The organism is Caballeronia sp. INDeC2, assembly GCF_023631325.1.
GTDB lineage: Bacteria > Pseudomonadota > Gammaproteobacteria > Burkholderiales > Burkholderiaceae > Caballeronia.
Genome location: NZ_JALQDG010000003.1, coordinates 159,174 through 177,113, shown reverse-complemented (window position 1 = coordinate 177,113; position 17,940 = coordinate 159,174). Strand labels below are relative to the sequence as shown.

General features: G+C 61.9%; 18 protein-coding genes. 12 read left to right on the top strand and 6 right to left on the bottom strand.

The window, feature by feature from the left end; genetic code table 11:
* Positions 1 to 21 precede the first annotated feature (21 nt).
* The 6 genes from NCS28_RS02460 (at position 22) to NCS28_RS02435 (ending at position 5,235) form a co-directional block, all read left to right on the top strand.
* Positions 22 to 798 (top strand): enoyl-CoA hydratase/isomerase family protein, encoded by a 777-nt coding sequence (locus tag NCS28_RS02460; RefSeq protein ID WP_250512296.1) that lies wholly within the window; start codon positions 22 to 24, stop codon positions 796 to 798.
* Positions 795 to 1,988 carry a bifunctional glutamate N-acetyltransferase/amino-acid acetyltransferase ArgJ gene (gene argJ / locus NCS28_RS02455; RefSeq protein ID WP_250512295.1) on the top strand — a complete coding sequence of 398 codons (1,194 nt, stop codon included), beginning with the start codon at positions 795 to 797 and terminating at the stop codon, positions 1,986 to 1,988. The genes NCS28_RS02460 and argJ overlap by 4 nt, the downstream gene beginning before the upstream one ends.
* A gap of 92 nt (positions 1,989 to 2,080) precedes the next feature.
* Positions 2,081 to 2,947 carry a TauD/TfdA dioxygenase family protein gene (locus NCS28_RS02450; protein WP_250512294.1) on the top strand — a complete coding sequence of 289 codons (867 nt, stop codon included), beginning with the start codon at positions 2,081 to 2,083 and terminating at the stop codon, positions 2,945 to 2,947.
* A gap of 178 nt (positions 2,948 to 3,125) precedes the next feature.
* A complete protein-coding gene (locus tag NCS28_RS02445; RefSeq protein WP_250512293.1) occupies positions 3,126 to 3,872 on the top strand; it encodes an enoyl-CoA hydratase/isomerase family protein in 747 nt (248 codons plus the stop codon).
* Positions 3,873 to 3,937: 65 nt separating this feature from the next.
* Entirely contained in the window at positions 3,938 to 4,435 is a 498-nt protein-coding gene (locus tag NCS28_RS02440) for a tetratricopeptide repeat protein (protein WP_250512292.1), read from the top strand.
* A complete protein-coding gene (locus NCS28_RS02435; RefSeq protein WP_250512291.1) occupies positions 4,432 to 5,235 on the top strand; it encodes a hypothetical protein in 804 nt (267 codons plus the stop codon). The genes NCS28_RS02440 and NCS28_RS02435 overlap by 4 nt, the downstream gene beginning before the upstream one ends.
* A 38-nt stretch (positions 5,236 to 5,273) precedes the next feature.
* On the opposite strand, the gene NCS28_RS02430 is transcribed toward NCS28_RS02435, so the two are convergent.
* Positions 5,274 to 5,789 carry a hypothetical protein gene (locus NCS28_RS02430; protein WP_250512290.1) on the bottom strand — a complete coding sequence of 172 codons (516 nt, stop codon included), beginning with the start codon at positions 5,787 to 5,789 and terminating at the stop codon, positions 5,274 to 5,276.
* Between NCS28_RS02430 and NCS28_RS02425 the strand changes: the two genes are divergently transcribed.
* The 5 genes from NCS28_RS02425 to NCS28_RS02405 all read left to right on the top strand — a co-directional run bounded on the left by NCS28_RS02425 (position 5,776) and on the right by NCS28_RS02405 (position 9,634).
* Positions 5,776 to 6,228, top strand: coding sequence for an Lcl C-terminal domain-containing protein (locus NCS28_RS02425; RefSeq protein ID WP_250512289.1), 453 nt, complete (start codon positions 5,776 to 5,778; stop codon positions 6,226 to 6,228). The genes NCS28_RS02430 and NCS28_RS02425 overlap by 14 nt on opposite strands.
* 343 nt (positions 6,229 to 6,571) lie before the next feature.
* Positions 6,572 to 7,030: a Fur family transcriptional regulator gene (locus NCS28_RS02420; RefSeq protein ID WP_250512288.1), complete on the top strand. Its 459-nt coding sequence runs from the start codon at positions 6,572 to 6,574 to the stop codon at positions 7,028 to 7,030.
* Between the two features lie 41 nt (positions 7,031 to 7,071).
* Positions 7,072 to 7,953, top strand: a complete 882-nt coding sequence (locus tag NCS28_RS02415; RefSeq protein ID WP_250512287.1) for a metal ABC transporter solute-binding protein — start codon at positions 7,072 to 7,074, stop codon at positions 7,951 to 7,953.
* Positions 7,950 to 8,837, top strand: a complete 888-nt coding sequence (locus NCS28_RS02410; RefSeq protein ID WP_502801138.1) for an ATP-binding cassette domain-containing protein — start codon at positions 7,950 to 7,952, stop codon at positions 8,835 to 8,837. The genes NCS28_RS02415 and NCS28_RS02410 overlap by 4 nt, the downstream gene beginning before the upstream one ends.
* A gap of 8 nt (positions 8,838 to 8,845) precedes the next feature.
* Complete coding sequence (locus NCS28_RS02405) at positions 8,846 to 9,634, top strand: metal ABC transporter permease (RefSeq protein ID WP_250512285.1); 789 nt, start codon at positions 8,846 to 8,848, stop codon at positions 9,632 to 9,634.
* 113 nt (positions 9,635 to 9,747) lie between these two features.
* On the opposite strand, the gene fghA is transcribed toward NCS28_RS02405, so the two are convergent.
* From fghA to NCS28_RS02385, 4 genes are all read right to left on the bottom strand, one after another.
* Entirely contained in the window at positions 9,748 to 10,596 is an 849-nt protein-coding gene (gene fghA / locus NCS28_RS02400; RefSeq protein WP_250512284.1) for an S-formylglutathione hydrolase, read from the bottom strand.
* 14 nt (positions 10,597 to 10,610) lie between these two features.
* Positions 10,611 to 11,717: an S-(hydroxymethyl)glutathione dehydrogenase/class III alcohol dehydrogenase gene (locus NCS28_RS02395; RefSeq protein WP_106854644.1), complete on the bottom strand. Its 1,107-nt coding sequence runs from the start codon at positions 11,715 to 11,717 to the stop codon at positions 10,611 to 10,613.
* Between the two features lie 38 nt (positions 11,718 to 11,755).
* The gene (locus tag NCS28_RS02390) at positions 11,756 to 12,970 is read right to left on the bottom strand and encodes an AGE family epimerase/isomerase (RefSeq protein WP_250512283.1); all 1,215 of its coding nucleotides are present in this window, start codon (positions 12,968 to 12,970) and stop codon (positions 11,756 to 11,758) included.
* A gap of 108 nt (positions 12,971 to 13,078) precedes the next feature.
* Complete coding sequence (locus tag NCS28_RS02385; RefSeq protein ID WP_250512282.1) at positions 13,079 to 14,524, bottom strand: xylulokinase; 1,446 nt, start codon at positions 14,522 to 14,524, stop codon at positions 13,079 to 13,081.
* A 333-nt stretch (positions 14,525 to 14,857) separates the two neighbouring features.
* Here NCS28_RS02385 and NCS28_RS02380 point away from each other — a divergent pair, with 333 nt between their 5' ends.
* Positions 14,858 to 16,249: a nucleobase:cation symporter-2 family protein gene (locus NCS28_RS02380; protein ID WP_250512281.1), complete on the top strand. Its 1,392-nt coding sequence runs from the start codon at positions 14,858 to 14,860 to the stop codon at positions 16,247 to 16,249.
* A 161-nt stretch (positions 16,250 to 16,410) separates the two neighbouring features.
* Here NCS28_RS02380 and NCS28_RS02375 read toward each other — a convergent pair whose 3' ends face one another.
* A complete protein-coding gene (locus NCS28_RS02375; protein ID WP_250512280.1) occupies positions 16,411 to 17,940 on the bottom strand; it encodes an efflux transporter outer membrane subunit in 1,530 nt (509 codons plus the stop codon).

The window sequence follows — 17,940 nt, the reverse complement described above, 5'->3', positions numbered from 1 at the left end:
CATTTCAACAGGAGAAGGTCGATGTCGCTGGTCGTAGAAACCGACGTTCGAGCAGTCCGCGTCGTGACGCTGAATCACGCAAGCCGAATGAATCCCTTCAGCGCGGAGCTCGAAAACAGCATCAAGAGCGCGCTCGCGCCAGCGAACGCGGACCCGTCAGTCAGCGCCGTCGTCGTGACAGGCGGTCCGGACCGGTCCTTTAGTGCGGGCGGTGATTTCAACGAAGTCAAACTCATGAAGGGCGGCGAGGAGGTCGATCGCTGGATCGACAGGATCACCGACTTGTATTCAAGTGTGCTGCTCGTCGATAAGCCCACCGTCGCGGCAATCGATGGTTACGCCATCGGCATGGGATTTCAGTTCGCGTTGATGTTCGACTGGCGGCAAGCCGCCACCTCGGCGGAGTTCCGCATGCCGGAGTTGCGGCACGGTATCGGCTGCTCGGTGGGCGCGGCGATCCTGCGACACGCCATCGGCTACGTGGGTATGCAGGAAATCGTCTTCGCCTGCGAACCAATCGATGCGGAAAAAGCCATGACGTTTGGCATCGTCAACCGGCTATCGACACCGGAGCACTTGCTGCGCGACGCCATCGCCCGGGCAGAAGAGTTGGCAGCCTACCCGCAAGTGCCCTACCGAGCGACCAAACAGACCATCGTACAAAGCATGCGCGACGTGCTGCTGCAGTCCGCCGCCGCCTCAAAGCGCGTTCATAAGGCCGCCTTCTCGGCCCGTAGCCCTCATGCGCATTTCGCGCGCGTGCTCGGTGAAAGCGACGTGAGCGTGGGTGCCCGATGAAAGATCGTGATTTCGTTTCGCTGCCGTTGAGCGGTGCCTCGCGGATGCCGCGCGGTTTCAGAACGTTCGTCGCCTCCGCCGGTATCAAGGATGCGTCGCGCGACGTCGCCGTCATGTTCTGCGACGTCCCGTGCACCGTGGCCGGCGTCTATACAAGGAATCACTTTGCGAGTCCGGCGGTGCGAGCGTCGCGCAAGCAACTGATTCATGGCTCGGCGCGCGCGTTGCTCGTCGTTTCCAAGAACGCCAACGTCGCGACTGGCCCACAGGGCGCGGCAGACCTGGACGCGCTCATTGGGCGATTATCCGAACAACTCGGTGTTGCGCCCGACGAAGTGCAATGCGCGGCGACCGGCGTCATCGGAAGGCGATTGCCTGTCGACAGGATTGCCCAGGTGCTGCCGTCCGATCGGGATCAGATGACAGAGCCGGCGGACTTTCGCGCCTTTGCCGAAACGATCATGACCACCGACACGACCGCAAAGACGGTCTGCATTCTGGTCGGGAACAGCGTGCTCATCGGAGTTGCTAAGGGCGTCGGCATGATCGAGCCGGACATGGCGACCCTGCTCGTGTACTTCTTTACCGACGCCGAAATTGCTCAACCCGCGTTGCAGTCGACTCTTGTCTCGGTCATGGACAAGACGTTCAACTGCATCACGGTCGATTCGGATACGTCGACGAGCGACAGTTGCGCGATCTTTGCGAACGGACTGGCTGGTCCGGTCGACCCAGATGCTTTCGCTGACGCGCTGCTCGATGCGGCATCGCATCTCGCGATGATGGTAATGGGCGACGGTGAGGGCGTGACAAAGATCTTCAAAGTCATCGTCGAGCATGGGGAATCGGATACCGTCGCCAAGGCGGTGGCTAAGTCGATCGCTAACTCTCCGCTGGTCAAAACAGCCATTCATGGCAACGATCCCAACTGGGGCAGAGTCGCGATGGCCATCGGCAAATGCGATCGCACGTATCTCATCGATTCCGAGCGCACGCGCATTTCGATCTGCGGCATCAGTGTCTACCCGTCGTCGGGCGAAGAGAGCGTTCAGGCGGTACGCGCCGCGATGCAGGCCTCGCGCCACCTGGACATCCATGTGGACCTCGCGGTCGGTAGCAGTCGGGCCGAGGTGCTGGGATGCGATCTGTCGCCCGCATATGTCGAGTTGAACAGCCACTACACCACGTAGTTGCGGTTGGCCATCCGCGACCGCGGCGGCACAGCGCCGTGGTGTACGGAAATCTTTCGCAAATACTTTTTCACCTCAAGAAGGAGAAGCAAATGGATACACGTGTACGTCTTTACGAAAAAGAGTCCCTGTTGCCTTCGGGATTCGGTGCCTTGATGAACCGGGACGCCTTTCTGGCTGCAGATCCCGAGAACATCAAGGAGATCCTTAAAGAAAAGGGATTTGCGCTGGTCAGGGGGCTCGACCTTCAAAAACAAGATTTCCTGAAGCTGTATTCGGCTTACGGCAATATCGTCGCGTACGTAAACGAGCGCGAAAAGGTCGGCTACGGCTATCGGGATACCCTCGAGCTCGATGGCGACAAGAAGAAGATCGTCACCGGACGCGGTCAGTTGCCTTACCATGCCGACGGCGGCCTTCTGCTGAGTCAGGTCGATCTTGTTTTTCTCTATGGCGCGCGCATCAAGAATATGAAATTCCGCGGCGCGACACTCGTGACGGATCACGTTCTCGCCGTCGAGGAGATGCCGACTCACCTGCGCGACGTACTCGAAAACGAGACGTTCGAAGTGCGCGTCACCGAGCGGGGTTACTACGTAGACGTTTCGCCGGATGGGTGGTTCAAGGTACCCGTCTTTACCGACCTTGGATGGGTGAGGAAGATGCTGCTTTACTTCCCCTTCGACGAGGGCCAACCGGCGAGCTGGGAACCACGCATCGTCGGCTTCTCGGCGTATGAAACGCACAAGTTCTTTAGCGACTTGTCGAAGTTCTTCAAGAATCCGCGTTATACCTACACGCACTACTGGAAAGAAGGTGATCTGCTGATCGCCGACAACCGCCGAAGCATTCACGAACGCGAGGAGTTCAACGATCCTGCCATTGAACGCGTCCTGTGGCGCGGACAAACGGCGGAGACGGCCACAGGCGGTCCGGTTCGCGACGTCGCTCTCGGTTAAGGGTTAGACCGGTCCGACGCATTCAGCATTTAATCCCCCAGCAGCGTTTCATCCAGTCCGGATGCAACGCTGCATTATTTTGTCACCCGAAGTATATTTTTAGCTTGCATTCGACAATCCAGTGTATGTTGCCTGATAGGCTACGTCCGCGCGGAGGCTCGTCAGTCTGGAGGAGACTGTGGAAACAATCAGCTTCACGGAGAATCTCGTTCACGTCGAACATCCTTCCTCGAAGGTCGTTCAATTGACGCTCGATGGCTCGACCCCGGCCAACTATCTGGATATGAATGCACGTCTCAAAACCGTCCGCGCAATCGAGGCAGCGAGCCGCGACCCCGCTATTGCGTCACTGATCCTATCGGGTCCTCCCGGCGCATCGTTCTGCGGAGGCGGAGACATCCGCGATGTTTGCAGAATCCGCTGCGAAGCCGATGTCGACGCCTGGCTGGACAGCGTCATCGCGCTTTACCTTGCGCTGCTGAATTGTCCAAAACCTATCGTCGCCGCCACTCAAGGCGACGTCAAAGGACAAGGCCTGCAACTTGCGTTGCTCTGCGACGTTCGAGTCGCCGCATACGGCGCGCAATTCGGCGAGCCGGAACTCACACAGGGCGTGGGGTGCGCGGTAGGCGCGACTATCCTTCGACACTTCGTCTCGTACGGCGTGGCCACGGAGATGATCTACGGTTGCCGGGAGATCGGCGCGATTTCCGCCATGCAGTACAACCTGATCACTTCGGCAGTGCGTGACCAAGATCTGACGTCCACCGCGCTGCACTGGGCGCAGCGGCTCGCCGGCTATTCGCCGCAGGCGTTTGCACACACGAAGAGCATCGTCGCGCGCAACATGATCGAAGAACTGAAGTCATGTCTCCCAGCGGCCCGGCAAATGTATCGGGAGTTGTTTGCCGCGGGCTTGAAATGATCCGCTCATCCACGTCAGGCCTGACGTCAACCTTGCGCACGTTGCGGCAAGCCGCGCTCTGCTTGATGCTTCTGAACGTGCGCCAGGAAGCCTTGTCTCGATCGGCGTCGTGCACGTCCGAAAGTCGGGTGCCGCGAAGCATCGTGACCTGGGCGGACATCGAAAACGTGATCGCTTTTCGCTCCAGCGAGAGAATGCCGAAAAATCCTCCCAGCGACGGCCACGCTGCTTCGCACGACAACCAGGCGATGTTGAACGAAGTGCGATTCGATAACGGGGCGGCCTACCTGACCGGCAAGCGCACCGAGAAAGATTCGACGAAAGCGTTCGCCTGGTTCCTGAGCGCCGCCGAACATGGCGACGTGGAAGCCTCAATGATCGTCGCTTACCTGTATGCGAACGGAAGCGGCACTCCCGTGAATTGCCGCGAGGCCATCAAATGGTTGTGTCAAGCAGGCAACAGCGGCATCGAGGAAGTCAAGTACGCGATGGGAAATCGCTGCTCTTCCGCCACCAAACGAGATTTCGATCACCTTCCACCGGCTGAGGATTCCGAACAATGAAATTCTGGCTCAGGACACTGTTGCTCGCCGTTGCGTTCGTCGCCCTATCGAAACATGCTGGCGCTGCACCTTCGACGTCGACTACGCAATCGACCAAGACGGTTCAATCGTCGCATCCGTCCTACGTCGCGCGTGTCACAAATGGGCGGCTGGTCTCAATCAGTTTGCAGCCGCAGGAGTTGAAGCTCGATATGAACGCCGCCAACTCGATTGCTTCTGAAACTGGCGACTTCAAACCGGCCCGCTACTCTTTCCCCGGCTCTCACGTTCCGCAGACGCTTCTGTCGCACCTGACCGAAATTTACGCTTATGACCGGCGCCGGGACGTGCCTATCGTTTCCTCGGGCGGGGACTGGGTCGTCGCGGAATACTTTCTGGCCGGCTCGCATGTACCCGTGTCCCGCTTCGAACTGCTGGGCAAACAGGTCCGCCGGCAGGAGCAGCTTGATCGAACCGGGAGGACGGTGAAGATTATCGTCGTCGGCTGGACGCGAGCCTCCGCCATGCACGATGACGGCAACTCCGAAGTGTCCGCGCTCGACGAGCATCCCGTATGGATGCGCGTATTCAAAGTGCAGCCGGGCGGAGGAAAACAACTCGTCGCATTGGCATGGCGAAAGACACACTTCTCGAGCACGCCCGATACCTATGATGAGCCGAAAGACAACGAACTCGCCTACGGACTACCGAACGAGGTCGTGAAATGGCGAACCATGGAGGAATTTGTCCGGGCTCAGCATATCGACCTCGAGGCCAGGAGCCTCGCGGGCAATCCACGTCAACAGCAAGCTCGCATATGATGTGTCATGGCATGAGCCTGCTTCTTCGCGTTCTAACGCTACGGCTGGTGCTGCTTCCAGCGCTTTTCGTTGCGCATCCGGCACTTGGGAACCCGGCAATCGAAGGACCGTCTGCCGAGCGCGCGTCGACATCGTCGACATCCGATCATTATTACGTCGGCCGGAAGGGCGATGCGTTCGAGTATGCGAAAGTGCCAGGGGATGACGTCGAAGTGCAAGACTTGGTGTTGGTCTGGTACGTGGGCACGAACAAGGACAGGGAACCGATCGTCCGATTTCAGGATGGCGCGAGCAGCGGAACGTTGAGTTGTTTCGACAACTGCCAATTCGTTCGTGGCGAGACCTTGATCGGACATAAGCTCATACACACTGGCCGCATTCGCGTCACGAACGACCCGCTTATCTACGCGATCATGCGTGACGCGCTCGCCGGCCGGCTGCTCCCACATTCGAAATGAAACGAGCACGATGAAAACCGCGAGATTGAGATCGTCGTTGTCCTTGGCATTCCTTTTGTCATTTGTGCCGTGCTCCGCGAGCATGGCTGCTTGCATTCACGGCTTCGATAAAGACCTCGCGCTGCAAGGCGATCTCGCTATCAACCGAAAAGTCGGCCTGATTTGGAAACGATGTGCCGTGGGCAGGGTATGGAGCAAACAAGGACAACGATGCACCGGCCGGCCAACAGGATTGAGTCAGAGCGAAGCACGGCAGGCGGCGCAACGGGCAGGTCCCGGATGGCGTGTTCCTACAGGCCGTGAATTGGACACAATTCGCATGCATACATGCGAGGGTCCCAAGATCGATACCAGAGCGTTTCCCGATATCGCACTGTCCGACTTCGGCGAAGGCGCAAATTTCTGGACCTCGACAGCAGCCATTCCCGGCACTTTCTATTACTTCAATTTCACTGACGGCTCTGTCGATTTTCACAGCGCAGGCTTCGGGCTTTCGCTAATCCTGGTCCGGAGTTTGGAAGCGGATCGACGGTAAGCGCATAGCCGCGTCTCCTACAGAGAGTTTCGTCTCGCTTTACCCTGCGATTTCCGCCACTTTCGTCGCGGCTTGGCGGTGTACGTCCCTCGCGCGGCTCACCGAAACTCTACCAAATCTCGCGGTCACTCTTCACCATAGTTCGGTGACTGGCGAAAACAATATCAGCTAACGCTAAAGCTATCGACCTTACCTCTAATTTCGATCGGGGGTCGAACTCGACGAGCGGCAGGATGCTTGATATGATATATTGTATCGGTCCCAATTCTGCCAATTTCGCCATCGTGCGTATCTCGGGCACACCTGCCCTCAGACACGCCGCGCTCCGGCGCCCGACACAACCATGACCGCATCAGTCGAAACCATGCTTGCCCGCGCCGAAGCGCTCGCCGTCGAGCGCGGCGTCGCGCTCACACCGCTGCGCCGCCAGGTCTACGAACTCGTGCTAAAGGCGCACAAGCCGATCGGCGCCTACGACCTCATCGACGCGATGGAGCCGCAGCGCGGCGCGCGCGTGCCGCCGACCACCGTGTATCGCGCGCTGGATTTTCTCGTCGAGAACGGCTTCGTGCATCGCATCGAATCGAAGAACGCGTTCATCGCGTGTTGCGACGCCGGCAAGCCGCACGAGAGCCAGTTCCTCATCTGCGACGATTGCGGCGAAACGCTCGAAATCCAGGGCCGCGAGCTCGCTTCGTCGCTGTCCGCGAGTCCGCCGGCGCACGGCTTTAAGGTGCATCACCAGGTCGTCGAGCTGAGCGGCTTATGCGCCGATTGCCAGCGAAAACATCGCGGCGTCTGAATCGCTTCACGTCGAGAACAACTCATCCACAAAGGAAACCGATGAAATTCGCGCACGTCCTGACCTGCTTCGCCATCGCGCTCGGCTTGTGCAACACGGCATCGGCACAGACCGCGCGCGTGCCGGTCGTCGCGGCGGAAAACTTCTACGGCGACGTCATCCGCCAGCTCGGCGGCGATCACGTGCAGGTGACGAGCATCCTCAGCAATCCGGACGAAGACCCGCATCTCTTCGAAGCGAGCCCGAAAACCGCGCGCGCGTTGCAGCACGCGGCGCTCGTCGTCTATAACGGCGCGGATTACGATCCGTGGATGGACAAGCTGCTCGCCGCATCGAAGAACAACGACAAGCGCACCGTGATCGTCGTGGCGAAGCTCGTCGGCAAGAAGGCGGGCGACAATCCGCATCTCTGGTACGACCCGGCGACGATGCCCGTCGTCGCAAAGGCGGTGAGTGCGTATCTCTCGAGCGCCGACCCGTCGCACAAGAGCGATTACGACGCGCGCCTCGCTGCCTTCCTCGATTCGATGAAGCCGATCGACGCGACCGTCGCGCAACTGAAGTCGCGCTACAAGGGCGTGCCCGTCACGGCGACCGAGCCGGTGTTCGGCTACATGGCCGATGCCATCGGCTTCGAGATGCGCAACCTGCGCTTCCAGATGGCATCGATGAACGAGACCGAGCCGAGCCCCGCCGATATCGCCGCGTTCGAAAAAGATTTACGCGAGCGTCGCGTGCACGTGCTCATCTACAACAGCCAGGCGACGGGCGCGCTGACGAAGCGCCTGCTCAACATCGCGAAGGACGGGCATGTGCCGAGCATCAGCGTGACGGAGACGCTGCCCGCGAAACAGACGTATCAGCAATGGATGCAGTCGCAACTCGACACGCTGTCGGGCGCGCTGCAAGGATGGCAACGATGACTGCTGCCGCAACGACGCAAGCGGCGCTCGAAGTCGATCGCGTGACGCTCGCGCTCGGCGGGCGCGAGATACTCAACGACACGAGCTTCACGGTGCGCAACGGCGAGTTCATCGGCGTGCTCGGTCCGAACGGCGCGGGCAAGACCACGCTGATGCGCGCGCTGCTCGGCCTCGTGCCGCTCAAAAGCGGGACGATCCGCGTGAACGGCGAAGCGGTCGTGCGCGGCAATGCGTCGATCGGTTATATGCCGCAGATTCGCACCGGACTCGCCAACCGGCGCGTGCTGGGCCGCGATTTCGTCGCGATGGCCGCCGACGGGCATCATTGGGGCCTGCCGCATCGCAACGCGCGCATCCGCGCCGATGTCGAGCGCGTGCTCGAACTCGTCGGCGCGCATCAGCTGGCTTCGCGTCCGTTGTCGGAACTGTCGGGCGGCGAGCGCCAGCGTCTGTTGCTCGCGCAATGTCTGCTCGGCAATCCTCGCCTCCTCTTGCTCGACGAACCGCTCATCAGTCTCGATCCGCGTCATCAGACGGGCGTCGTCGAACTCGTGCGGCGGGTGCAGCGCGAACTGAACATCACCGTGCTGTTTTCAGCGCACGAACTCAATCCGCTGTTGAATTCGCTCGACCGCGTGCTCTATCTCGGCAGCGGGCGCGCCGCGCTCGGCACTGTCGATGAAGTCATCTCCAGGCCGGTGCTGTCGCGGCTGTACGGATCGCCTATCGACGTGATGCGCGTGAACGGCCGCATCTTCGTGATGTCTGGCGATGTCGAGATCGACAAGCTCGATCACGCGCACGAAGAAGGCGAGGAGCATGAGCATGAACACGAGCATGACCATGCGCACGGTCACAGCCATAGCCATAGCCACGCCAAATAGAAAGCACAATGTTCGAATATGACTTCATGGTGAATGCGTTCGCGGCGTCGGGGATCGTCGCGGTGCTATCGGGGATCGTCGGGTATTTTCTCGTGCTGCGCGGGCAGACTTTCGCGGGTCACGCGCTGTCGCACGTCGGCTTCACCGGCGCGACGGGTGCGGTGCTGCTCGGCATGTCGCCGCTATGGGGAATGGTGGGCTTCACGCTCGCGGCCGGAGTCGGGATGGGCGCGCTCGGCGAACGCCTGTCGGGCCGCGATGTGGCGATCGGCGTGATCCTTTCGCTATCGCTCGGCTTCGGCTTGTTGTTTCTGCATTTCTTCACCGCGTATGCGACGCAGGCTACGGCGCTGCTCTTCGGTAACGTGCTCGGTGTGAGTCATGAGACGCTCGTCGTGCTGGCGGGGCTTGCCGTCGTGAGTTTAGGGGCCCTCGGCTTCATCATGCGGCCTTTGCTGTTCGCGTCGTTGCAGCCGGAGCTTGCGGAAGCCAAAGGTGTGTCGTTGCGGCTCGTTTCTGTGCTGTTTCTCGCGATCACTGCGCTCGCGGTTGCTGCGTGTACGCAGATCGTTGGGGTGCTTTTGGTGTTTGCGTTGATGGTCGGGCCTGCGGCCGCGGCGCAGAATGTGACGACGCGGTTATCGTCGGGATTGGTTTTAGCGGCCTTGTTTGCGCTCGGGCAAGCGTGGGTTGGGCTTGCTCTCGCGTTCTATACCGATTGGCCGACGAGCTTCTGGATTACCATGCTCGCCGCAATCGTCTATGGCGTTAGTTTGCTTGGGCGGCGCGGGCATTGAAGGGTTCGTGGTTCTGAGGTCGCCGGATCCCGTTTTCGTGTCCGTTTATTAGCACTGCCCCTGTGCGGGGCAGTGCTAATAAATCAAAAACAAACCTGGATCCAGCAAAACAGTCAAAGGCACAAAACCCGCGCATGATGCGCCACATGCTCCCCGACGAACGTCGAAATGAAGAAATAGCCATGGTCATACCCTTCATGCCGACGCACAGTCACCTCATGCCCCGCCTCCCGCGCGTTGCGCTCAAACACATCGGGATGCAACTGCTCGGCAAGAAACTGATCCGCCAACCCTTGATCGACGAGAATGCCGCCTTCGAACCGCCTGGCGGCATCCCCCTTGATGAGTTCGCTCGCATCGTACTGCTTCCACGTGTCGCGATCATCCCCGAGATAGCCCGAAAACGCCTTCACGCCCCAGGGACATTGCGACGGCACCGCGATCGGCGCGAACGCCGACACCGACCTGTACAACTCAGGATTGCGCAACGCAAGCACGAGCGCCCCATGACCGCCCATAGAATGCCCGAAGATGCCGATACGATCCTCCCGCACCGGCAACGCCGAAACCACCGTTTCACGTAATTCCTGCGTCACATACGAATACATGCGATAACGCACCGCCCAGGGCTCGCGCGTCGCATCGACATAAAAACCCGCGCCGACGCCGAAATCCCATGCGTCCGTCTCGCCGGGAATATCCGCGCCGCGCGGACTCGTATCCGGCGCGATCAGCGCAATGCCGTGTTCCGCCGCGTAACGCTGCGCGCCCGCCTTGATCGGGAACGTCTCTTCGGTGCAGGTGAGGCCGGCGAGATAAAACAGCGCAGGCACCTTGCCGGACGACGCCCGCGCAGGTAGAAACACGGAGAACCGCATCGGCAAGCCGATCGTCTGCGATTCGTGCCGATAGATGCGCTGCACGCCGTCGAAGCAACGATGTTCTTCCACGAGTTCCAGCATGGCGTTTTCCTCGCTCAATAGATAACGACGGAACGAATCGACTCGCCTTTCTTCATCAGGTCGAAGCCGTCGTTGATCTGCTCCAGCTTGAGATGATGCGTGATCAGATCGTCGATATTGATCTTGCCTTCCATATACCAGTCGACGATCTTCGGCACGTCCGTGCGCCCGCGCGCGCCGCCGAACGCCGAGCCTTTCCATTCGCGGCCAGTGACGAGCTGGAACGGGCGCGTGCTGATCTCCTCGCCCGCCGCCGCCACGCCGATGATGAACGACTGCCCCCAGCCCTTGTGCGTGCATTCGAGCGCCTGACGCATGAGCTTCACATTGCCGACGCACTCGAAGGAATAATCCGCGCCGCCATCGGTGAGCTGCACGATATGGTCGACGACGTTCTCGACTTCCTTCGGGTTGATGAAGTGGGTCATGCCGAACTTCTTCGCGAGTTCGACGCGGCCCGGATTGATATCGACGCCGATGATCTTGTCCGCGCCCACCATCTTCGCGCCCTGAATCACGTTCAGCCCGATGCCGCCGAGACCGAACACGACGACATTCGCGCCCGCCTCGACTTTCGCCGAATACACGACCGCACCGACGCCTGTCGTCACACCGCAGCCGATGTAGCAGATCTTGTCGAACGGCGCGTCTTCACGCACTTTCGCGACCGCGATCTCAGGCACGACGATGTAATTCGAAAACGTCGACGTGCCCATGTAATGGAACAACGGCTTGCCATCGAGCGAGAAACGCGAAGTCGCATCGGGCATCAGACCTTTGCCTTGCGTCGCGCGAATCGCCTGACAGAGATTCGTCTTGCGCGACAGGCAGAACTTGCACTGGCGGCATTCCGGCGTATACAGCGGAATGACGTGATCGCCCTTTCTCAACGTGCCGACGCCCGGCCCGACATCGACGATCACGCCCGCGCCTTCATGGCCGAGAATCGCCGGAAAGATGCCTTCCGGATCCGCGCCCGAGAGCGTGTAGTAATCGGTGTGACAGATGCCCGTCGCCTTGACTTCGATCAGGACTTCACCCGCGCGCGGGCCTTCGAGATCGACTTCCTCGATCGTCAACGGCTTGCCGGCTTCCCATGCGATTGCTGCTTTCGTTTTCATCGTTCGGCTCCTTGGGTCTCAATGATGCGGATTCTCGTTCAGCGCACGACGTTCAGGACTTCGTAGCATGCGCCCATCGTGTGATAGTCGACCTTTCCGGCCGGGCTCTTTTCGTCGCTGTACTGGCGGTTGTCGCGCGTGAGGATGCGATACCACGCGCCCCACTTGTGATCGACGAAATGCTCCCAGCTATAAGTCCACAGGCGGTCGTAATCGCTCCAGTAACGCGCGGCGAGCGCGGCGTCGCCGTCGCGTTGTGCGTGGTCCGCGAGCAGCGCGGCAGCCGCGAGCGATTCCGCCTGAACCCAGAAATATTTGTCCTCGTCGTAGAACTTGCCGTCGGGATCGAAGCCGTACACCATCCCGCCGTGCTCGTGGTCCCACGAGAGTTCCAGCGCGCGGTCGAACAACTCGCGCGCACGCGTGACGTGCCACGTTTCAGGGCGATGACGGTCGAGGATCAGCAGCAGCTTCGCCCATTCGGTCTGATGCCCCGGCTGAAAGCCCCACGGCCTGAAGATGTTGCTGCGGTCGCCCTTGTTGTAATCCCAGTCGATCGACCAGTCCGGCTTGTAGTGTTCCCAGACGAGGCCGCCCGCGAGCGCGGCCTGACGGTTCACCATGTTATCGGCGAGCAAGGCCGCGCGGTCGAGATAGCGCGCTTCGCCCGTCGCTTCGAACGCGGCGAGCAGCGCCTCGCAGGCGTGCATGTTCGCGTTCTGGCCGCGATAGTCCGACACCTGCCAGTCGGCGGTCGCTTCGTCCTTGTAGAGACCGTGCTCTGCATCCCAGAAGCGCGTCTCCATCAGATTCCAGGTTTCGTCGAGCCACGCGCGCGCCTCGTCGAATCCCGCTTCGACCGCCTTCGCATACGCGAGCACGACGAACGCGAGGCCGTAGCAATGGTTGGTCGCATCGGTGACGTCGCGTCCGTTGAGCGTCCACGCATAGCCGCCCGTCTGCGGATTGCGATGGAACTCGCGCAAGTATTCGATGCCATGCGCGACGCCGCCTCGATATTCATCGAGACCGAAGTGCTTGTACGCCATCGCGTAGTTGAAGACGAAGCGCGTGCTCGACACGAGATGTCGCGAGGCGCGGTCGTAGATCGTGCCGTCGTTCTTGTAGTAGTGGAAGAAGCCGCCCGCCGGGTCCATGCAGTGCGGGTGATAGAAGGTCATCGTGCGCAACGCGTGATCGAGCAGAAACGCGCGCGCGCGGAAATCGGGATGTGACGGCGAAGGTGCGGACATGGCTGAGTTTGACGTTGTCTTGACGAAGCGCGCTTCGGTTACCGCTCATATGAAGCGACGCTTCATGATCCCCGACGCGAATGACATCGGGGTCGAAGCTACGAAAGTTTAAGCGGACTCGCGCCCGATCGTGAACCAGTCTTCGGCGCGCTTGTACAGATCGATGAAACGCGCGAGCCGTGCGTCGAGCGATGCGTTCGCACGCGGCGTCGCGACGAGCGTCGCCGTGGGTGCGAGCGATGCGAGATCGCCGATGCGCCAATGGCCCGCCGCGATGCCGCCGAGAATCGCCGCGCCTCGCGTCGCCGCGTTCGGGCAATCGACGGCGTGCAGCTCGACGCGCAACGCGTCGGCGAGCAACTGCCGCCAGCGCGCATCGACGGAGCCGCCGCCCGCTAGCAGCATCGAATCGAGCGGCGCGCCGTTCGCGCGAATCGCGTCCAGTCCGGCACGCAATGCGAATGCCACGCCTTCGAACGCGGCGCGCATCATCGTGCCGCGTGTGTCGTCGAGGCCGAGTCCGAGCCAGCCGCCGCGCGCGTCGGGGTTCATCCACGGAGAACGCTCACCGCTCAAGTACGGCAGGAAGCTCACGGATGCGCTGGCGTTCGCGGCGAAGGCATCGTTGTAGGCCTGTGGCCACGACGCGTAGCCGAGCCAGCCGCGCACCGCTTCCAGCGCGACGCCGACATTCTGCATCGCCGCCATGCGATACCACGCGCCCGTGGCCGCGCGATACGTGTGCAGGCCGTGCACGGGCGCGGGCGCATCGGCGCACATCACGACAATCTGGCCGCCGGTGCCGGTGGTGAGCAGCGCGTCGCCGTCGGCCGACAGCCCGCTGCCGAGCGCGGCGCACGGCGTATCGCCCGCGCCGACGGCCATCGGAATGCCCGCGCGCAAGCCGAGCGCGTCCGCCGCTTGCGCCGACAACACGCCGCTCGTTTCATGCGATGCCGCCAGCGGCGCGAACCATCGGCGCGGCAAACCGAGCGCGTCGATGAGCGCATCGTCCCATTCGCCCGATGGCGCCGCGAGCGCGGTCGCGCAGGCATCGGATGCATCGGTGACGAAGTGGGCAGGAGCGGTTCCGCCGAGCTTCACGCGCAACCAGTCCTTCGGCTGCAGCGCCCAGCGCGTGGCGTCCGCAATCTTCGGTTCGTGAGATGCCAACCAACGCAGCAGCGGCCCCGCCATGCCGGGCGCGACCGGATTCGGCTGCGGCTCGCGCCATGCGTCGAGCAGATCGCGGGCGCGCGTGTCGGGCCAGAGCATCGCGGCGCGCAGCGCGTGGCCATCGGCGGCGGTCGGCACGACGCCGTGCATCTGCCCGGAAAAGCCGATTGCGCTCACCGCTTCACGCTCGTTCGCGGGTAGGCGTGAAGCAGCGCCGACGAGCGCGGAGTACCACGCATCGACGGTGGTTTCGGCCCAGCCGGGCTGCGCGCTCGTCACCGGATAGGCCGCGCTCGACGTTGCGGTTTCGCGCCCGTCTTCGTCGACGATGGCGAGTTTCAAGGAGCCCGTACCGAGATCGATGCCTAAGAAACGCATGGGATTCCGAGTCTGAAAACACGTCAGGGAAAACGCGCAAAACGCGGGTATACCCCGCGATCACGCGATGAACACGAAAAACGGACTATACGCGCCGTCTGATGAACATCATAACGAGCGGTCGAAGAAAGCGACCTTTCGTCACGCGACGAATTTCCCGCGATGTGCGCCAAACCCCTTGCGACAAGGGCTTGCGCATGTTCGCGCCATCGGTGGCGCGCGAAACCCATATCGACGCGCAAACGCGATGTATAGCGCCGGGTGGTCTTGTTCGCGCGTTCCGATGCACTTACCTTGGAGGCCATTCAAATGGAAGGTACATAGGAGAGAGACATGGCTTCAAGTTCGGTGAATCCGTCCGTGCACCCGTGCGACGAACGGCTGCCCGCCGGTCAGTTGCTGACCCTCGGCATACAGCACGTTCTCGTGATGTACGCGGGCGCGGTCGCGGTGCCCCTCATTCTCGGCGCGGCGATGGGACTGCCGAAAGACCAGGTCGCGTTCCTCATCAGCGCCGATTTGTTCTCGTGCGGCGTCGCCACCTTGATTCAGACGCTCGGGCTGTGGATCTTCGGCATTCGCCTGCCGGTCATCATGGGCTGCACGTTCGCGGCGGTCGGCCCAATGGTCGCGATCGGCACCGATCCCTCGCTCGGCATTCTCGACGTGTTCGGCGCGACCATCGCGGCGGGCGTGATCGGCATCTTCCTCGCGCCGATGATCGGCAAGCTGTTGCGCTTCTTTCCGCCGGTCGTGGTCGGCACCGTGATCGCGGTGATCGGTCTCTCGCTGATGGGCGTCGGCATCAACTGGGCGGCGGGCGGCGTCGGCAATCCCGAATACGGCAATCCGGTGTTTCTGCTGCTGTCGCTCGTCGTGCTCTCGCTGATCCTGCTCATCAACAAGTTCGCGCGCGGCTTCATCGCGAATATTTCGGTGCTGCTCGGGATCGTCGCGGGCTTCGTCATCGCCGCGCTGCTCGGCCGTGTGAACATGGATGGCGTCGCGCACGCACCGTGGGTCGGCATCGTGCTGCCGTTCCACTTCGGCATGCCGCATTTCGATGCGCTCTCCGTCGCGACGATGGTCATCGTCATGTTCGTCACCTTCATCGAATCGACGGGCATGTTCCTCGCGGTCGGCGATCTCGTCGAGCGTCCGGTCGATCAGAAGGCGCTCGTGCGCGGCCTGCGTGTCGATGGACTCGGCACGCTGATCGGCGGCATCTTCAACTCGTTCCCGCATACGTCGTTTTCGCAGAACGTCGGCCTGATCGGCGTGACGGGCGTGAAGAGCCGCTTCGTCTGCGCGACGGGCGGCGTGATTCTCGTCGTCCTCGGTCTCTTTCCGAAGATGGCGCAGGTCGTGGCGTCGGTGCCGCCGTTCGTGCTCGGCGGCGCGGGCATCGTGATGTTCGGCATGGTCGCGGCGAACGGCATCAAGACGCTGGCGCGCGTGGACTTCTCGAAGAACCAGCACAACCTGTTCATCGTCGCGGTGAGCGTCGGGATGGGCATGGTGCCGGTCGTCGCGCCGAAGTTCTTCACGCAACTGCCGCACGCACTGGAGCCGATTCTCCATAGCGGGATTTTGCTGGCGTCGGTGTCGGCGGTCGTGTTGAACATCGTGTTCAACGGCGTGCGCAAGGAACGCGATGCGCGGCGGGATGCGCGTGAAGCTGCGCATGAGTTCGAAGGCGCGGCCCATGCAGGGGATGCGCACTGAAGATGTCGTAATCCTGGAAGTGCTTGTTGGGTGTTTGCGTTGGGCGCCGTGGTGAAAGCTGCGGCGTTTTTTTTGGTTAACTAATTAGTCACGATCGCCGAAAGGACACAAGAAAAAGCCCGGCGCTCGGCCGGGCTTCGTGTGCATCACGTCGGGGCAGTTCAGCTCGCCGCGGGGGCCGAGGCCGGTTGCGGCGGCGCGCTCTCGGAGCCGTAATCGACGGGCGCATCCGCCGGGCGCGGCGCTTCGCCGGAACGCTCGATCCATCCGCCGCCCATGAACTGATACAGGTCGACGAGGTTGGTCAGGCGATTCAGCCGCGCCGTGATCAGCAACTGCTGCGCGTCGTATAGCGCCGTCTGCGCGGTCAGCACGGAAAGATAGCTGTCCACGCCGTTGCGATAGCGCAGATCCGACAACTCCAGACGCCGGCTCTGAGAGTTCACGAAACGCTCGAGCGACTTGATCTGCTCGTCGAACGTGCCGCGCGCGGCGAGCCCGTCCGCGACTTCGCGGAACGCGGTCTGGATCGCCTTCTCGTAGTTGGCGATCTCGATGCGCTTCTGCACGTTCGCCAGATCGAGGTTGGCCCTGTTCTGACCGCCCTCGAAGATCGGCACCGTGATCTGCGGCGCGAACGACCATGCAGCCGAACCGGGCTTGAAGAGCCCGCCGAGCGTCGGCGACAGCGTGCCGAAGCTGCCCGTCAGCGACACGCGCGGGAAGAACGCTGCGCGCGCCGCGCCGATGTTCGCGTTGGCCGCGAGCAGCGACTGCTCCGCCGCCGCGATGTCGGGACGGCGCGTCAGAAGATCGGACGGCAGGCCCGCCGGAATGTCCGAGAGCAGGTTCTGCGTGTCGAGCGGCATGCCGGCCGGCAGATCCGCGGGCAAGGGTTCGCCCACGAGCAGCACCAGCGCGTTTTCCGCCTGCGCGCGCAAACGCGATTGCGTCTGCAGATTCGCCTGCGCCTCTTCGACGACGCCTTCCGACTGACGCAAGTCCAGCTCGGTGCCCGTGCCGTTGTCGTACTGCAGCTTCGTGATGCGGAACGACTCCTGCGCCGTCTTCAGCGTGTTCTGCGTGACGGTGAGCTGATCGTCGTAGGCGAGCATCGTCAGATACTGATCCGCCACCGACGACACCAGCGCGATCTCCGCCGCCTTGCGGGATTCCGCAGTCGACAGATATTGCGCGAGCGCCTGGTCCTTCAGGCTCCGGATGCGCCCGAAGAAGTCGATTTCCCACGACGCGTTCAGGCCGACCGAATACGTGTTGGAAATCGTCCGGTCGAAGAACGACAGATTCCGCGGCGTGCGCTGCTTGCTCTGCGACGCGGCGCCTTCGAGCGTCGGAAAGAGGCCGGCGCGCGTGATCTGATACTGCGCGCGCGCCGCCTCGACGTTGAGCACCGAGACGCGCAAGTCGCGATTGTTCTTCAGCGCGAGCTCGACGATCCGCTGCAAACGTGCATCGGCGAAGAAATCGCGCCAGCCGATCTCGGGCGCGCTCTGCCCGTTCGCGGTGCGGCCGTTGCTCGCCGACGACGACGCGTCCGGCTGGTTCGCGTACACGCCGCCTTCGGGAAACGTCTGCGCGACGGGCGCGGCGGGCTGCTCGTATTTCGGCTGGAGCGTGCAGCCCGCGGCGAATACCGCCACGGCGGCCGCGATCAAGGAATGTTTAAGCAT

What these genes read in the sequence shown, in the direction of transcription:
- NCS28_RS02460 (WP_250512296.1), top strand. Translation starts at nt 22, where the DNA reads ATGTCGCTGGTCGTAGAAACCGACGTTCGAGCAGTCCGCGTCGTGACG.
- argJ (WP_250512295.1), top strand. Translation starts at nt 795, where the DNA reads ATGAAAGATCGTGATTTCGTTTCGCTGCCGTTGAGCGGTGCCTCGCGG.
- NCS28_RS02450 (WP_250512294.1), top strand. Translation starts at nt 2,081, where the DNA reads ATGGATACACGTGTACGTCTTTACGAAAAAGAGTCCCTGTTGCCTTCG.
- NCS28_RS02440 (WP_250512292.1), top strand. Translation starts at nt 3,938, where the DNA reads ATGCTTCTGAACGTGCGCCAGGAAGCCTTGTCTCGATCGGCGTCGTGC.
- NCS28_RS02435 (WP_250512291.1), top strand. Translation starts at nt 4,432, where the DNA reads ATGAAATTCTGGCTCAGGACACTGTTGCTCGCCGTTGCGTTCGTCGCC.
- NCS28_RS02425 (WP_250512289.1), top strand. Translation starts at nt 5,776, where the DNA reads ATGGCTGCTTGCATTCACGGCTTCGATAAAGACCTCGCGCTGCAAGGC.
- NCS28_RS02430 (WP_250512290.1), bottom strand. Translation starts at nt 5,789, where the DNA reads ATGCAAGCAGCCATGCTCGCGGAGCACGGCACAAATGACAAAAGGAAT.
- NCS28_RS02420 (WP_250512288.1), top strand. Translation starts at nt 6,572, where the DNA reads ATGACCGCATCAGTCGAAACCATGCTTGCCCGCGCCGAAGCGCTCGCC.
- NCS28_RS02415 (WP_250512287.1), top strand. Translation starts at nt 7,072, where the DNA reads ATGAAATTCGCGCACGTCCTGACCTGCTTCGCCATCGCGCTCGGCTTG.
- NCS28_RS02410 (WP_502801138.1), top strand. Translation starts at nt 7,950, where the DNA reads ATGACTGCTGCCGCAACGACGCAAGCGGCGCTCGAAGTCGATCGCGTG.
- NCS28_RS02405 (WP_250512285.1), top strand. Translation starts at nt 8,846, where the DNA reads ATGTTCGAATATGACTTCATGGTGAATGCGTTCGCGGCGTCGGGGATC.
- fghA (WP_250512284.1), bottom strand. Translation starts at nt 10,596, where the DNA reads ATGCTGGAACTCGTGGAAGAACATCGTTGCTTCGACGGCGTGCAGCGC.
- NCS28_RS02395 (WP_106854644.1), bottom strand. Translation starts at nt 11,717, where the DNA reads ATGAAAACGAAAGCAGCAATCGCATGGGAAGCCGGCAAGCCGTTGACG.
- NCS28_RS02390 (WP_250512283.1), bottom strand. Translation starts at nt 12,970, where the DNA reads ATGTCCGCACCTTCGCCGTCACATCCCGATTTCCGCGCGCGCGCGTTT.
- NCS28_RS02385 (WP_250512282.1), bottom strand. Translation starts at nt 14,524, where the DNA reads ATGCGTTTCTTAGGCATCGATCTCGGTACGGGCTCCTTGAAACTCGCC.
- NCS28_RS02380 (WP_250512281.1), top strand. Translation starts at nt 14,858, where the DNA reads ATGGCTTCAAGTTCGGTGAATCCGTCCGTGCACCCGTGCGACGAACGG.
- NCS28_RS02375 (WP_250512280.1), bottom strand. Translation starts at nt 17,940, where the DNA reads ATGCTTAAACATTCCTTGATCGCGGCCGCCGTGGCGGTATTCGCCGCG.